The sequence below is a fragment of the Chitinophagales bacterium genome (assembly GCA_041392475.1).
In the GTDB taxonomy this organism is placed as follows: Bacteria; Bacteroidota; Bacteroidia; order Chitinophagales; family UBA2359; genus JAUHXA01.
In genome coordinates, this window is sequence record JAWKLZ010000001.1 from 1,098,841 (window position 1) to 1,114,208 (window position 15,368).

Annotated in this window: 12 protein-coding genes; 2 read left to right on the forward strand and 10 right to left on the reverse strand. The window is 37.6% G+C overall.

Annotated elements, in window-relative coordinates; genetic code table 11:
• Positions 1-95 precede the first annotated feature (95 nt).
• Complete coding sequence (locus R3E32_04055) at positions 96-890, forward strand: hypothetical protein (protein ID MEZ4883891.1); 795 nt, start codon at positions 96-98, stop codon at positions 888-890.
• A 297-nt stretch (positions 891-1,187) separates the two neighbouring features.
• On the opposite strand, the gene R3E32_04060 is transcribed toward R3E32_04055, so the two are convergent.
• The 5 genes from R3E32_04060 to R3E32_04080 form a co-directional block, all read right to left on the reverse strand.
• Entirely contained in the window at positions 1,188-1,436 is a 249-nt protein-coding gene (locus R3E32_04060) for a CDGSH iron-sulfur domain-containing protein (GenBank protein ID MEZ4883892.1), read from the reverse strand.
• Between the two features lie 451 nt (positions 1,437-1,887).
• Complete coding sequence (locus tag R3E32_04065; GenBank protein MEZ4883893.1) at positions 1,888-3,000, reverse strand: branched-chain amino acid aminotransferase; 1,113 nt, start codon at positions 2,998-3,000, stop codon at positions 1,888-1,890.
• 167 nt (positions 3,001-3,167) lie between these two features.
• A complete protein-coding gene (locus R3E32_04070; protein MEZ4883894.1) occupies positions 3,168-3,839 on the reverse strand; it encodes a hypothetical protein in 672 nt (223 codons plus the stop codon).
• 91 nt (positions 3,840-3,930) lie between these two features.
• Entirely contained in the window at positions 3,931-5,937 is a 2,007-nt protein-coding gene (locus tag R3E32_04075; protein MEZ4883895.1) for a tetratricopeptide repeat protein, read from the reverse strand.
• Positions 5,938-6,134: 197 nt separating this feature from the next.
• Positions 6,135-7,754 (reverse strand): long-chain fatty acid--CoA ligase, encoded by a 1,620-nt coding sequence (locus R3E32_04080; GenBank protein ID MEZ4883896.1) that lies wholly within the window; start codon positions 7,752-7,754, stop codon positions 6,135-6,137.
• Between the two features lie 172 nt (positions 7,755-7,926).
• Here R3E32_04080 and R3E32_04085 point away from each other — a divergent pair, with 172 nt between their 5' ends.
• Positions 7,927-8,163 (forward strand): DUF2061 domain-containing protein, encoded by a 237-nt coding sequence (locus R3E32_04085; protein MEZ4883897.1) that lies wholly within the window; start codon positions 7,927-7,929, stop codon positions 8,161-8,163.
• A 151-nt stretch (positions 8,164-8,314) separates the two neighbouring features.
• Here the strand turns inward: R3E32_04085 and R3E32_04090 are convergent, their stop codons facing one another.
• From R3E32_04090 to R3E32_04110, 5 genes are all read right to left on the reverse strand, one after another.
• The gene (locus tag R3E32_04090) at positions 8,315-8,950 is read right to left on the reverse strand and encodes an endo-1,4-beta-xylanase (protein ID MEZ4883898.1); all 636 of its coding nucleotides are present in this window, start codon (positions 8,948-8,950) and stop codon (positions 8,315-8,317) included.
• Positions 8,951-8,978: 28 nt separating this feature from the next.
• Positions 8,979-9,998, reverse strand: a complete 1,020-nt coding sequence (locus R3E32_04095; GenBank protein ID MEZ4883899.1) for a transposase — start codon at positions 9,996-9,998, stop codon at positions 8,979-8,981.
• Between the two features lie 38 nt (positions 9,999-10,036).
• Positions 10,037-10,255 carry a hypothetical protein gene (locus tag R3E32_04100; protein ID MEZ4883900.1) on the reverse strand — a complete coding sequence of 73 codons (219 nt, stop codon included), beginning with the start codon at positions 10,253-10,255 and terminating at the stop codon, positions 10,037-10,039.
• 52 nt (positions 10,256-10,307) lie between these two features.
• Positions 10,308-11,528 carry an endo-1,4-beta-xylanase gene (locus R3E32_04105; GenBank protein ID MEZ4883901.1) on the reverse strand — a complete coding sequence of 407 codons (1,221 nt, stop codon included), beginning with the start codon at positions 11,526-11,528 and terminating at the stop codon, positions 10,308-10,310.
• A gap of 234 nt (positions 11,529-11,762) precedes the next feature.
• Entirely contained in the window at positions 11,763-15,092 is a 3,330-nt protein-coding gene (locus R3E32_04110; protein MEZ4883902.1) for a VCBS repeat-containing protein, read from the reverse strand.
• Between the last annotated feature and the right edge of the window lie 276 nt (positions 15,093-15,368).

A 15,368-nucleotide genomic window follows, 5' to 3' on the forward strand; every position in this document is an offset into this window, starting at 1 on the left:
TCATTAAGGAGGGAAAAACAATGTTTAGTTGGATAAAATCGTTAACTTCGATAGAATTCTATTTTTTATTTCATCATCAACAAACCATTTAAACCATGAAACTTTCCTTCAATGTATCTTTATCTTTTTGCTGGATTATACTTTTAGGATTATTTTTTTCCCACAATCTACAAGCACAGAGAACTTCTGAACAGAGTAGCACTTCAAAAGTAGATCCCGACCCAAAAATTTTGGCAAGCCGCAATACCGTACCTTCAAGCGGACACGACAAAGATTTAATGGTGCTAAAAGTAGCGAGCAACCTAATCAGTACGCAACCCATTGCTACAATACCTGACTTCAATCCAGCCCAAATGCAAACCCGACAATTGAATCAAGGAGATGCCTCCAACAGAACAACTACTGCAATGGCGTTGAAAAAAGAATCCCCCATGCTTTTCAGAAGAGTTGAAGCAACTCAACTAAAACCTTTGAGCAAAACGATTGAATTAACTGTTCTTCAGCCAATTGTCCAAGGACAAGCAAGCTTGTTGTTGAAGTCTCCTTATGAGGTGATTTTTTTGGCAAACGAAGCGATGATGTACCGAAGTAGTGCAATTGCTTCTTTTGCAGCACAAAAAGGGAAAAGTTATATAGTAACAGTTATTACCCGAATGGTGCCTGACAAAAGAAGTAGAGATGTCTCTTTGAATTTGAATTATGCAATTGGAGGAGAAAATACAGCCATTAGTTTGTCCAAAACGGCAAAAAGTAGCAATGCTGAACCGTATGAATTTCAGGTGATTCTATTAGCAGAAGGAAGTGGTTATATCAATTTGGATATACAAAATGAAGACAATGGCGGAAGATGGTGGTTCAACAAAGTAGAAGTACAGCAAGTAGGTTATTGAAGAACTAAATCTTAAACTCAATTATTCTATTTGTCCTTGAGTTTTTTTTGAAATAAAAAAAGGGGTAGTTACCAGCTACCCCTAAAATTAACCACTAATTTACTTAACCATAAAAATCTAAAACCATTTCATCTATTTCAAATCATGTGCCAACTTTAGAGAAAATGACTATTTTGACTAGATAGGATCAGTTTTAGATTTTTTATGATATTACTATGACCTATTAATCTTTGCAGTGATATACTTTGTCATCGGTTCTATACACAGTGTATCATTTTTGAAAGCAGCTGTCCATTTTTATAGACTTTTGTGCGTGCCATCACACAATCCAAATTCATTGGTTGTATGCTTACAACCACACCAAAACACTGTTTTGGCTTCTTCAAATTTGACCACTTTAGGGCGCATCTCAGTGGTTTTGTGCGAACCATCACAAAACGGCTGTTTGTCGCTTTTGCCACAAGTACACCACGCATAGTTCTTATCAGCCTCAATATCAATCTTGAAGGGAGATTTTTGAGCGATAATCGGTAATTTTTCTTCCATGTTATTCAACGAATTTTTAGAAATGAAATAATAAAACGTGGCTCAAATTAGAACTTTTGAAGGTGAGGCACGACTATTTTTTGAAAATTTTGTTCTTACTACTGACAATTGGTTAAATTTGCAGAACTTAATAAGAAGAAAACAATTTCATCACTTAAAATAACAACACTATGGTCTGGGCATTTTCAACCATCGCTTTTTTGATTATCGGTTCTTTCTTTGTGGGTATTTGGCTCGAAAAAGGGAAGTAACCTTTTGTCATTCATCGAATAAATAGTAAAAGCACAAAGCCCCGTTTACCATCAAAATTGTAAACGGGGCTTTGTATTTGAAGCTCAAATGAAATTGGAGAGTTATTCTATTTTGGCCACACAAAAAAAAGCAAACAAAATACGTCAATGTATACTGTTTGCTTTTCTATGCTGTATATTCCATCAAAAGAGTCTGTAATCTAAACCCGCACAATCCAGTTATGCTTGTCCTCTGCGATACCCAACTTGATATTCACCAATTCTTCTCTAATGCTGTTAGATATTTTTCTATCTGCCACGGGCGGCAATTCATAATGCACATCTTCGTAACCCAAGCCCGAAATGTGGGTAATCGTTGCAGCCGTTCCCACACCAGATACTTCTTGTAGTGTATGATTTTTGTGTGCTGCCAAAATCTCTTCGACACTTAATTTTCTTTCTTCTACTTCAATGCCTCGGTCTTTCATCAATTGTACAATACTTTCACGGGTAATTCCTTCCAAAATCGTACCGTCTAATTCAGGTGTAATTGCTTTACCATCAATTACAAAGAATACATTCATTGTGCCAATTTCTTCTACATACTTCGATTCCAAACCATCTGTCCACAAAATTTGGTCATAGCCTTTTTCGTTCACCAAACTTGCAGGATACAACGTTGCAGCATAGTTGCCAGCAGCCTTTGCAGCCCCTGTTCCACCGGGGAAAGCACGTTTGAAATCTTTTTCAATCCACACACTTACAGGTTTGTCATAATATGCTCCTACTGGACAAGTAAAAATAATGAAACGGTAATTTGCAGCTTTTTTTACGCCAATAAAATGATCATTCGCAAACATGAAAGGTCTGATATACAATGCCGTATCTTCTACATCTGGCACCCATTGACGGTCTATGTCAATCAATGCTTTTAAGCCTTCAACGTAGGTTTCTACGGGTAAAGTTGGCATTCCCATACGAATCGCAGAATTGTTCAAGCGTTCAGCGTTCTTCTCAGGACGAAACAACAAAACTTCACCTGTGCTTTCATCCAAGTTGGCTTTCATTCCTTCAAATATAGATTGCCCATAATGTAAGGCGGAGCAAGCAGGAGAAATGCTCATATTGTCGAAAGGTCTGATTTGCGGCTTTTGCCACTGACCATCTTTGTAATCTACTACAAAAATATGGTCGGAGAAGATACGTCCAAAAGGGATATTGTGAAAGTCGACTTCCGAAATCCTAGACTTTTTTGCTCTGATGATGTCTATGTCCAACTTTGAAGTGCGTGACTTTGAGGGGTTAGCCACAGCAGTTATTGATTCAGGAACCATGTTTGTTAGTTTTTAGCTTGTTATTTAATTCGCTGTTGTTTTTGCAGCAATTGACTAAGTTAATCTTTTTTGATGAAAAATACGTCAGTTTTGCGTTGTTTTTATCTCTTATATACACCTTATGCACTAATTTCGTTCAAAAATGAGAGAAATGAATTTAGTTCCAATTATTTGGAAACTTCAAAAACGCCATCTCGTTTTTCATCTATTGAACCACCCATATATCCACAAACCCCCATTCTCGGAGAATTGACCACAGGCATCAAGGCGTATTCTGCATCCTCACATTCTTTTTCGTGCTTTTTTACACAATCTTCACAAAAAAAACTTTCTCCTTCGCCCAAATGTACTGTACAAATTTGGGTTGCAGGTTTTTTTCCGCAAGTGTGACAGTATATTTCCAAAGGTTCATTGCGAGAAATCAATACAATATCCTGTTTTTCTGAAAGATAATGTTCTTCAATGACTTTGATGGTGAGTCCAGTTGTAGACCCAAAATCATATTGATAGTCGGTTTTGAAGCCTTGGTAAAAGTAGTCTTTCACCTTTTTGCTCATTCCAATCTTATTGCCCCAACCACCAAATTGACTCATGTGTCCACAACATTCCAACCATATTTTACGCAAATAGCTGTCTAATTTCTTGAAAGTTGCATCGCCCGAAATCAACAATTGCAGAAACATCAAATCTGCTTCCACTCGAATATGAAAATATTGCCTTCCTTCTTTTGGAGTCACTTCCATTTTCTTCAAATGTGTTTCCAAGTGTTTGCTAATGCCCGCTTTACTTGCCACTTTATCACAGTATAAACATTTACCTTCTGATTTTAATTTTGCCATAATTTTTAATCTCAGATTTTAAAGATTTCACAAATAGTGCTGATAAGCAAATCATTATAAAATTATCAAAATAAAAAATCAATTACTTTTCTCACTGCAATGACCGCCAATAAGCCTCCTCAATTACTGCCCCCAACTCTTTTGCCTTTGCTGCATCCTTCAATGCCAATGCCTTGTTTCCCATTGCAAAATGAGATTTGGAACGCTCCAAATAAAATGACGCACTATTTGGTCGAAGCTGCAACAATTGATTGAAGTCTTTGATTGCAGCCGTATGGTTTTGAAGTTGTTGATGCGCAATGGCTCTAAACCGCAAAATATTGGCATTATTGGGCTGCAAAGATAAGCATTTTCCATAATCTTGTAGCGATTCATCAAAACGGTTCGTGACACTATACACAACTCCACGATTCATGTAGGCATCAAAATAATCTTCATCAATAGCAATGGCTTTCGTCAAATCAGCCAAAGCTTTATCGTATTCTTTCTGCCTAAAATAAATCGCCCCACGATTGCACAAAGCATTGGCATTGTTGGGTTCACCTGCAATAATTTGGTTGTAAAGCTCCAATGCTTTATCATTTTTCCCCAGTTCAAAATAAGTATTACCGAGATTGAGCATCGGTTTTGGTGTTCGAGGCTGAATCGTCAATGCTTTTTGGTAGTCTGCAATGGCTTCATCGTATCTTTTTTCACGGCGGTGAATGTTTCCCCTCAAATTGTAGGCATCGTATTCGTTGGGATTGAGCGCAATGGCTTTACTAAAATCGGCAAATGCCTTATCGTATTCTTGGGCATTCATATAAAAATCCCCACGAGTCGTATAAACCATACTGTTCGGATATTTTTCAATCACATTTCCCCACATCGTTTCACCATTTTTCCAAACCTTCGTTTGCTGAAAACTCAACAAGCCCAAAATCAACACACTCAATAATAAGATGGCTTGCAAAGGCTTTTGATAGGCTCGTTGACTGTGGTACAACTTGTGAAAACCGTATCCAATGGCGAAAAATAAACCTGTGTAAGCCATGTACGTATATCGGTCTGCAACGATGGCTTTCCCTACTGATACAAATTGAAGTACCAAAACAACATTGAAGAAATAAAATGCAAACGCAAAGATAATCAACCGAGTAAATCGCCAAGTCCACGCAACTATTACCAAAATAATCATTGCTATTAAAGGCATTATTTTGAAAACAAGAGGGAGGCTTTCCTTTGCGCTACTGATGGGATAGGGATAAAACGAGGCCAATTTGAAAGGAGCAATGAGTTTGACCAAATACATGACAAAACCATAAGCCACAAAACTCGTTCGCTGCAAAATGGTGAAATTTTTGCCTACTAATGCTACTCCCGAGGTCTGTGCTTCAATGGTCAATATCCCGAAAATGAGTGCCAAAACAAAGAAGGGAATTTTATCTGCAATGGATTTTGGACGAACTTTGCGTTTGAGGTAGAAGTCTATGCAAATCAACAACAAAGGAATGACCACTGCCGCAGGTTTGCTGAACATAGACAAGGCTGCCCATAAAACCGCTAAACCATAATACACCCAATCTTTTTTTCGTAGATATTGAAGGTAAGCAATGAAACTGGCAGTCATAAAGAATACATACAACACATCTTTTCGCTCCGAAATCCACGCCACCGATTCTACGTGCATCGGATGTATGCCAAACAACAAGGCAGTAATCAAAGCTATTTCAACCCTTCCACGGCTCAACAGGTAAGCGAAATAAAAAATCAATAAGGTGTTGAGTAAGTGAATAATTAAATTCACCAGATGGTAGCCAAAGGCGTTTTTGTCCCAAATTTGGTAGTCCAACATCAAGGAATACATCGTGAGCGGATGGTAATTGTAGGCTATCGGTTTGGTCGCAATGTGTAGGATGTTTTCTTTGGAGGCTTCTTGTATGAAGTCGTTTTTAAGAACATAATCCGGGTCGTCCCAGTTCACAAAGTCATTTTGAAGGGAAGGTAAAAAAACGAGTGAGGTAAAGGCAACAATGCCCAACACTAGCCACCATTTGTTTTGTTGCAGCCAAGCACTTGAACTTGCTATTTTTTGTTGTTTTATCTTACCTTTTGTCATTTTTTTACCTTTAACACTTTTAGACTTTGGACAAAGGAGGTAGGGATTTAATTTATTGATAATTAAATATTTGCACTTAATTACGTTAATCGATTAAGATTGTGATTATCAATTTTTTAGATCTCGCTTCTTTCGTCCAAAACACTTCAAAACCTCAACACCCAAAAACCTCAACACCTCAACACCTCAACACTTCTTTATCCTTTATAATCTGCAAACTGCTTTCGCAAGGTCAGTTTACTAAACTTACCAGTGGCGGTCAATGGAATTTCATTTACAAAGACCACATCATCAGGCAATTGCCACTTAGCAAATTCCGTTGCCAAAACTTCCAAAATACTTTCCTTTGAAGGATTTTTACCCTCTTTTGCGACTACTATCAACAAAGGTCTTTCACTCCATTTTTCGTCAGGAATAGCAATAGCCGCTGCCATCAACACCTCGGGATGCCCCATTGCAGTATTTTCCATATCCACCGAACTAATCCACTCACCCCCAGATTTGATCAAATCTTTGGAGCGGTCTACCAATTCCATATAACCATATTCGTCAATATTCGCCATGTCACCTGTATCGAACCAGCCCTTTTCGTCCAAAGCAGTTTCTTCGGCTAAGTAGTAGGTATCAACTACCCAATTCCCTTTCACCAACAAGTGTCCAACTGATTTGCCATCTCTCGGCAGTTCAACGCCATTTTCGTCCACCACTTTCATATCTACCCCAAAAACAGGACGACCTTGTTTGATTCGGTACTGCAATTGTTGGTCTTTCGGCATTGCCGAAATTGGCGGAGTTGGACGGTTGAGTGTACCCAAAGGGCTCATTTCGGTCATGCCCCAAGCGTGGAGTAAATCAATATCGTGCTTGTCCCTAAACGCCTTCAACATAGACATTGGAGCAGCAGAACCGCCTACAATCACTTCTTTGACAGACTCCATTTTTTTACCTACATTATCGGCATAATCCAACAAATTTGTCCAAACTGTCGGAACACCTGCCGCCAATGTAACCTCGTATTTGTCTATCAATTCAAAAGTGCTTGCACCATCCATCGCTTTGCCAGGAAACAGAAGTGTTGCACCTGTCATGGGGCCCAAATAGGCAATTCCCCATGAATTGGCATGGAACAAAGGTACGACCACCAAAACGGTATCTCTTGCAGTCATTCCGATGGCATCGGACAGTCCACCAGCATAAGAGTGCAACAAGTTGGATTTGTGGGTGTACATGACTCCTTTGGGATTACCTGTCGTTCCTGATGTATAACACAAAGAAGAGCCACTGTTTTCGTCAAATTCAGGCCATTCAAATTGGTCGGACTGCCCTTCCAAAAGCGTTTCGTAGCAATATACATTCGCCACATCAGTCTTTGGCATATAGGCTTCTTCGGTCAAAACAATGTAACCCTTCACTTTTGGAAAATGTTGGTGCATGTTTTCAACGATGGGCCAAAATATGGGGTCTATCAGTATATATTGATCTTCTGCATGGTTGATGATGTAAATCAACTGAGTAGGTGATAATCGAGGATTGATGGTGTGGCAAACAAGTCCTTGTCCTGAAATGGCATACCACGCCTCTAAATGTCGGTAAGTATTGAGTGCAATTGTTCCTATTCTATCACCAAATTCTACACCCAAGCCTTTGAGTGCATTGGCAAACTTTCGGCTGCGAAGCAATATTTCGCTATATGTTGTTTCGTGAATTTCATCGTTTTCAACCAATCTGGTGACTACCTTTTGCCTTCCGTGATATTTTCCCGCAAATTCGAGACAACTTGCCAAATTGAAGTTGGTATTTTGCATATTGTTTGCCATAAGTGTTTATCTTTTTTTATGAAAGTTATTGTTTGTTTTTTTGAAGTAGGATGCACAAATTTGCAAAAATATATTGGAAAGTTAAAGTACAGATATGGGTGAAGGAGACAACTTGCCCTATCTTTGGGGCATTGAAACACAATATTTTGAAATTAAAATTTATTTTTGTTCGATGAACACGCAAAAAGAATCGCACTTGCGAAGTATTCTCAAAGGTTTTACATGGCGAATAATTGCTACAAGCACAACTATTACAATTGCTTATATCATTACAGGTCAAGTTGGGGATGCACTTAAGATTGGTTTTATTGAGTTTTTTGGTAAACTTTTTATCTACTATTTACATGAACGTGCTTGGCAGTTAGTTCCTATTGGCGGAGTTAGGAAGTTATTTGGTAAAAAGTCTTGAATTCACTTGATATTATTTTCGGTTATTGATGTAAAATATAAATCCCCATATTTTATTGGGAAAAACCCAAACTTAAATACGGGGAAGGACAATATGAAATAAGTAACAGCTGCTTGGAAAATCAATGGTTATTCTTGAATAAAATCCTACTCTATTGTATTACTATTTTTTTCGCATACACATTATTTTCGCTGTAAAAAAACATAAAATACATACCTGATTGTATTTTTGTGTCTATTGAAATAAGATTGCTTGAAGGGCTTGATTCCCAAATTTTTCTACCACTTATATCAAATAATTCTAATCGCTCAATATTTGTCAAACCTTCAATAGTTACCTCCCTTGATGTAATCGGATTGGGAAAAACGGTGATATGATCTGAGGCACTCAACTCATAAGTACCTAAAAAAGTGCTTTCTACATAAGACCGCAACCATTCGAGTGCTGGTCGTTCTGTTACACCATCTTCTTCAATGAGGAATGCGCCTTGATCAGTACGCCACATTCCAGGACGATAACCCCACAAAGTAATTCCTTGAACAGCAGGATGTTCCCAAAAAACAGGAAACAATCTTTGGTAATCATCAAGTTGAACAGCATCTTGAAGTCCATCAATATCCAACTCTGTGACATAAATCGGCAAACCAGTAGTAGCCAAGTTATTCAAATTGGCTTCTATGGCCGTTGCACTTCCTCTAGTCGAAAAAGCATGTGCTTGTACTCCGACTTGGTCAATGAGGTTTTCGGCTTGCAACAAAGTGATGATTTGTTTATAAGTATCAGCTATTCTCGGTTTATAAAAAGGTCAATATATTTTACTCTAAAGGAACTATATTTAACTGCTTATTAAGGCAAATAAATTTATAAATTGCCCTCATTGATTTCACTGGAATTAGATAGAAAATCCCCCTAATTCTCTCCCAAAAAGCTTTGAAAGTTCCACAAGTAGCCTTTGCTTTTTGAAAATAAGTATCCATATGTTGAGCTATTTGGTCGACTAAAAATGCTAAGAATGTCAGCAAGGCAAAATTGGTCGTTAAATGCTTTTTTCCATGCCCATAATTATGCTCTAAATGATAGCCTTGATTTTTCAAGGTATTGAAAGTTTCATTTTCGATTTTCCATCTGGCTCTGGCTACTGCAACTAATTCCTCTATATTCTGCTCATTAATAGGTATATCTGTTATCCAAGTGCTATAGAAAACTTGCTTTCCTGTTTGATTATCTACTTCTTTATATTCAAAGTAGTTGGTTTTAACATCTAAGTGAGTTCCATTCAAAATAAGACCATTTGTAAAGTAGGCAGTACAGGTTTTATTGTCTTTTTGCCAAGTACGGCTTTGTAACTTGCCTGCTTCCCGAAGTCTTTGAACCTGAATATTGACATAACTTTGACCTTTAATGCCAATCACATATCGCATATCTTCTTTTTCTAACTCCTTGATATGAAAACCATTGGGGTATAAGGCATCAAATATAGCAATGATTTTCTCGTTGGGTAACATTTTACGCACCTTAGGAATCAAGCGTTTACAAGCATTCAACTCACAATCATTTTTCTGATTTCCATCTTGCTGAACGATTGCTTCACAAGCAATTGGAAAAACAGTAGATTGCTTAGGATGTACCGCTGCGATTCCCAATAATTGATGATAAAATGTTTGTTTCCCATTCTTATGATTTTTTACCAAACACTGAGGACAACCTTTTTTATTTGAGCAATAATGACCCGTCGCATCGAAAGGAATTGCTACATAACCATCTAAAACATAACGGCTTTTAAACACTCCTTTTTTTGATAATAAATCAATTGGAGCTTTGAATTTCGATTGCAAATCGGATGGACTTACACCATCTAAGCCTTCTCGAAGAGCTATGTCTGAGGTAATGAATCTATACCATACACTCTTTCAAGGTTGGCTGAACGAATAGGGTATAGCCCTCGAAAGTGCGATAAGGAAGGGTCTTTGAGAGAAAACATTGCAAAACCTGTCATTAGTAAATTTACCAAAGTATAGGTCGAATTAGATGCTCTATGGTCTTTTATTTCCTCAAAATTACTACGTACTGTTTCGATTAAATTATCTATCATTCAACTTTTTAGCACAAATAAAAGCTTTTTTTTGTATATTGTCATATTAAAATTATTTTAAACCGAGAATAGCTGTATAAGTATTGATGTTATTAGGATTGTTCACTATGTTGTATTCATTAATCATCAATTGTGCATTTGGAAAATACTGCCGCGCCATTCTGAAAGCTTCCAATATCCAATCCCAACCCGTCTCACCAGTTCCTCCCAAAGCATTGATATAGTTTCCTCCTCCACTACCTGCAGAATTTGGAGGGTCATTAATAGGTTCGTTCACCACTTCAATAAAATCTATATCAGGATAACGTGCTGCAACCGCTTGAAACCACTCCACGATTTCCTCCAATTGTTCATTTGCAGGGAGATTTTCAATCCAAGAAGGTTGCTGATTGCCCCAAATCAAGACATGAAATTTGAACAGAAGTCCATTTTCTTTTGCCAAAGCATAAGCCGCATCCAATTCTCCCCAATTCATATTGTCTCGTGTCCCTTCCACACTGCCCCATTTTCCAGCATTTTCGGGAGTCACCTGATTCCAATAATTCGTAAACGCAGGTACTTGTGAACCACTGTAAACATTGCCTAAAAATTTGGGTTTTCCTTCTGCAATTGGGAGAGTTTTTTCACCACCTCCAATATTGTCCGTACCTTCTTCTATATTGTCGAGATTGGAGACAGTGAAGAAATAGTCTGCTCGAGCAAAAGCAATCTTGTCAAAATCCAACCCGTTTTCTCGTGCGCCAATTTGAAATGTTTGGGTCAAAGCTCCTTCCGTTACTTCAAATATTCGAGGAGTAGCATCTCCTGTAAATTCCGACAAATTAATCCATTTCCATACATTTGTACCCGCAATACCTTGTCCATCTACAACCTGATCACCACCTACATAACCCACTGAATAAATATTGTTTACTCTTATCCAATCTGCATCAGTAGAAGGTGATTTTGCTCCAAAACCATTGCCATAAAAAAAGCTATCATCGTCTGCAGCTCCTGCCCCAACTCTACATCTGACATACAACTCATAATTTTGGGCTTTGGAAAAAGTCACTTCAAAACTCAATACACGACTGGCACTTTGTGGATTATTCGCTGTTCCATTAGTACCAATAGTGACATAACGCACATCCCCTACTTGATCCACATTGAAGTCACTGCCAACAGTAGCGTCCTCTACTTCCAAAACAATTGGTGAGTTCTGGGCTTGTACAAACAAACTCGTGAACAAATTACAAATTAGGAATATCAAACTTGGTAAAAATATCTTTTTCATTTTAGAATATTTAGTGTGTAAATTAATCGACAAAAAACAATCGATTGCGTAAATTTATAGTTATAAGTAAGATTTTACAATTAAATCCAAAACAATGTCTCCTATCGTCAATTTATTGTGATTATCTACAATTGATTTCATGTAGGTTTTTAGTGGAGAAAAACTGCTATTTTTGAAATTTTCTTTTCATAAAAATTGACTATCAGATACTTAAATAAATTTCATAATAACAACTTATTGGACATCAATTTGCTGATTCTCCTCCATCCATATAGTCAAAGGTCCTTTGTTTTCAGACACAAAGAAAACATGTTTATCTCTATAAGTAGTCAGGTAAATATCTTTTACATCACCCCCCATATACAAACCACTTTCTTTGGGTGCAATGGAACGAAATTTTCTCTCTCCATCGTTGAGCAACAAGCAGCCCATTGAAGCATCGGCGGGAGTAGTTTCTACTTCACTATCAAACCTATTCCCTCCCACAAACAAGTCAGTCTTTCCGTCTTTGTTGAAGTCCGAAGCAACAATACCATTGATGATGGAAAATTGTGCTGCAGTGGGCAAATTTTCCAAGGTAAAATTCGAACCTTCATTGTAGAGAATGACACTCGAAAAAATATCTACTTCCTTGTTTATCGAACTTTTTATCATTGTGCCAATGATTTGGTCAATGTCTGCTTGGGCAAAGGACTGAAAAGTGGGAAACCGTACCGAAATATCGGGCATTTGCTGTGATGAACATTCTTTCCCTCGAATCGGCAATAGTTTGTTGTGACTACCCTTGGCGAGAAAAATATCGTTGGTACCATTGCCGTCAAAATCATTAGCAAAGACTTTGAATTCACTGCCTTTCCCTACTTTAAATTTGTAGTTTTCGCCCAAGTTTCCTGCAATAATGTCTTGGTCTCCATCTCCATCCATATCTGCAAACTGCAAGGATGCCCACCACCCTCTCGTTTTTTCCAAACCATATTCTTGCGTTTTGTTCTGAAATTTAGAACCATCCCAATCCAACACTATGATAGGTGTCCATTCTCCTGCAACAACCAGTTCGTTAAGAGGATCACCGTCAATATTTATTGAAATGGCATCGTAAACGATACCCAAATCTTGCCCTTCTACGCCCAACCAATTTGACCCTACATCGGTAAATTTTCCATTTTCATTCTTCAATAAGTAACACTTTGAAGACAAAGGATATTGATTGGGTTTTACAAATCCACCTACAAAAATATCCAAGTCACCATCACCGTCAAAATCTTCTGCAATGGCAGCAGACCCGTTGTAGAAAACTTTGGGTAGCTCTACTTTAACAAAAATATTGTTGTCATTGCGGTACAATCTATCTTGATAGTTTTCATTGCCATCAGCGTATTCACTGCCACCACTTACCACAAAAATGTCTTGGTCGCCATCCTTATCATAATCCAAAAAAACAGATTGCATATCCTCATACATTGCATCCGTCTCAAATACAGGCTGTTTGCTTGCAGTCCAACCTTTGCCCCCAGACAAATACAAAACTCCTGCCATTCCCTTACTACCTCCAACATAAAAATCTTCCACTGTATCTCCGTTGATGTCTGCAAAAGAAAGTTTGGGGCCTGCGGTAGAAAATCTATGAGGCAACAATACCTGATCTTTGTATTCATCAAATAAATTTTCACGGTGTATATACGGTTTGTCAAGCAAAGAAGCGGTAAGTTCTTTAAACATTGAAGCATCCAAATATTTTGGAGTATCTTTATTAACTGCATCGCTATAAAGGATTTCAATGGTTTGGTTAATAAGAGGATTGGTTATAACATTGGACTTTAAATCCGACCAAACTACTACCACACTATCTACTTGTTGTGTATTTCCAAGCCCAAAAAACACATGAGGGTCTTGAGAAGATAAATAACCTCTTACCAACTTTTGTTGTTGATACAGCATCTTTTGAGGAGCATAAACCCATACTTTCGCCCCAATTCCATTTTTATTTCCTTTAGGCCCCTTTAGGTCGATTTTAAGCCATGAGTTGTTGTTTTTCGTTTTGTTTTCAAAAATAAATGCTGGATCGTCAATATTGTTCACTACAATATCCAAGTCCCCGTCATTGTCCAAATCTGCAATTGCTGCGCCATTAGAAAAACTTGATTGATTTATTCCCCAAGCCTCACTTTTATCTTTATAATGTAGATTCCCTTCATTTTGAAAGATAAAATTGTTAATTTTTATAGGTTTGTAAGAATCCACAATCCCTTTGAAGCCAGGTCCGAACAAATCTTGAGGCGTTTTGAATTTAGCCCTATTTTCTTGTATGTATTGTGACAAACGAATCTGCACATCTCCATCAAACAAATCTCTACGCATTCCATTGGTGACAAACAAATCTCTATTCCCATCTGCGTCAAAATCTGCTGAAAGACACGACCAACTCCAATCGGTCTTCGAAATACCAGCCAATTGGGAAACTTCACTAAAATGTCCATTTCCCTGATTGAGGTGCAACATATTGTGCATGTATTGTTTGTGCATTCCTGCATCTACCACAGCATTGAAGCCTTGCACATCCATTGAGGGCATCGAAACCTTCGAACGCACATAATCCACAGGTCGCATTTCCATCACAAGGATGTCCTCCATACCGTCATTGTTGACATCGCTTATGTCCGTTCCCATCGAAAACAAAGAAAGATGGTTCATAGCTTCTTGGGTTGCATCCCTAAAAGTTCCATTCCCTTGATTGATGTACAAATAATCTGGTGTAGAGTAATCATTTGCGACAAAAATATCCATATAACCATCATTATTCACATCAGCAGTAGAAACACCCAAAGAATAGGCATAATTCACAATGCCTGCCTCCCTGCCAATTTCCACAAACTTTCCGTTATCATTACGATACAGTTTGTCTCTATTTTTATCTGGTGAAATAGCCTTTGCCGCAATCATCTGTGTTAACGGGAGGTAAAAGGAATCGGGTCTGCTGATGAGGTACATATCAAGATCATTGTCGTTGTCCATATCAAAGAAAGCAGCTTGCATCGAATACCCCACATCATCCAGTCCATATTCAGAAGCACTTTCAACAAAAGTTTCATCTTTTTGATTGATATACAACAAATTGGTTCTATCCTTATCTTGATCTTGCCATCCTCCTCTACAAACATAAATGTCCAACCATCCATCCGCATTTATATCAACCATAGAAACCCCATTGTGCCATCCAGATTGTCCCTGCTTAATAGCTGTAGGTGTAATGTCTTTAAACGTAAATTTGCTTTGATTGACATACAATCTATCTGCTACTTCATTGCCTGTAAAGTAAATATCCTGTAAACCATCATTATTCACATCTCCAATTGCTACACCACCACCATTATATATGTAAGCAAAAAACTCAAAAAAGTTTTCATACTTTTCATTGATATTGTTGCTGAAATTAACTCCCGTTTCCTCACTTGGTTTTAGTTCAAAATATACCTCACCTACTAAATCTTCTTCTTGTAAAGGCTGATCTTCTCTACTTATGCAACCGATAGCATAAATAGATAGTATCAATAATAATCCTCGCATAAAATTCAAATGAAAATTTGTCATTGCTGTCGTAAGTTAGGTTTCGGATAATGAAACAAAAGTAATAAATATTTCTTTCCACCGCAGTCTTTGTAATTCAATAAACATTTTTAAATAAAAATAAAATAATTCATAACATACTTATAATAAGTATTTTAAAAAATTTCGCATACCAAAAACGACTGTCGTATCATCTAATTTAATAGAAATCAGCAACCTTAACAACCATTCTGCTCCTACATGTTTTACAAAAATTTGGCAACGCTTTCTACTAAG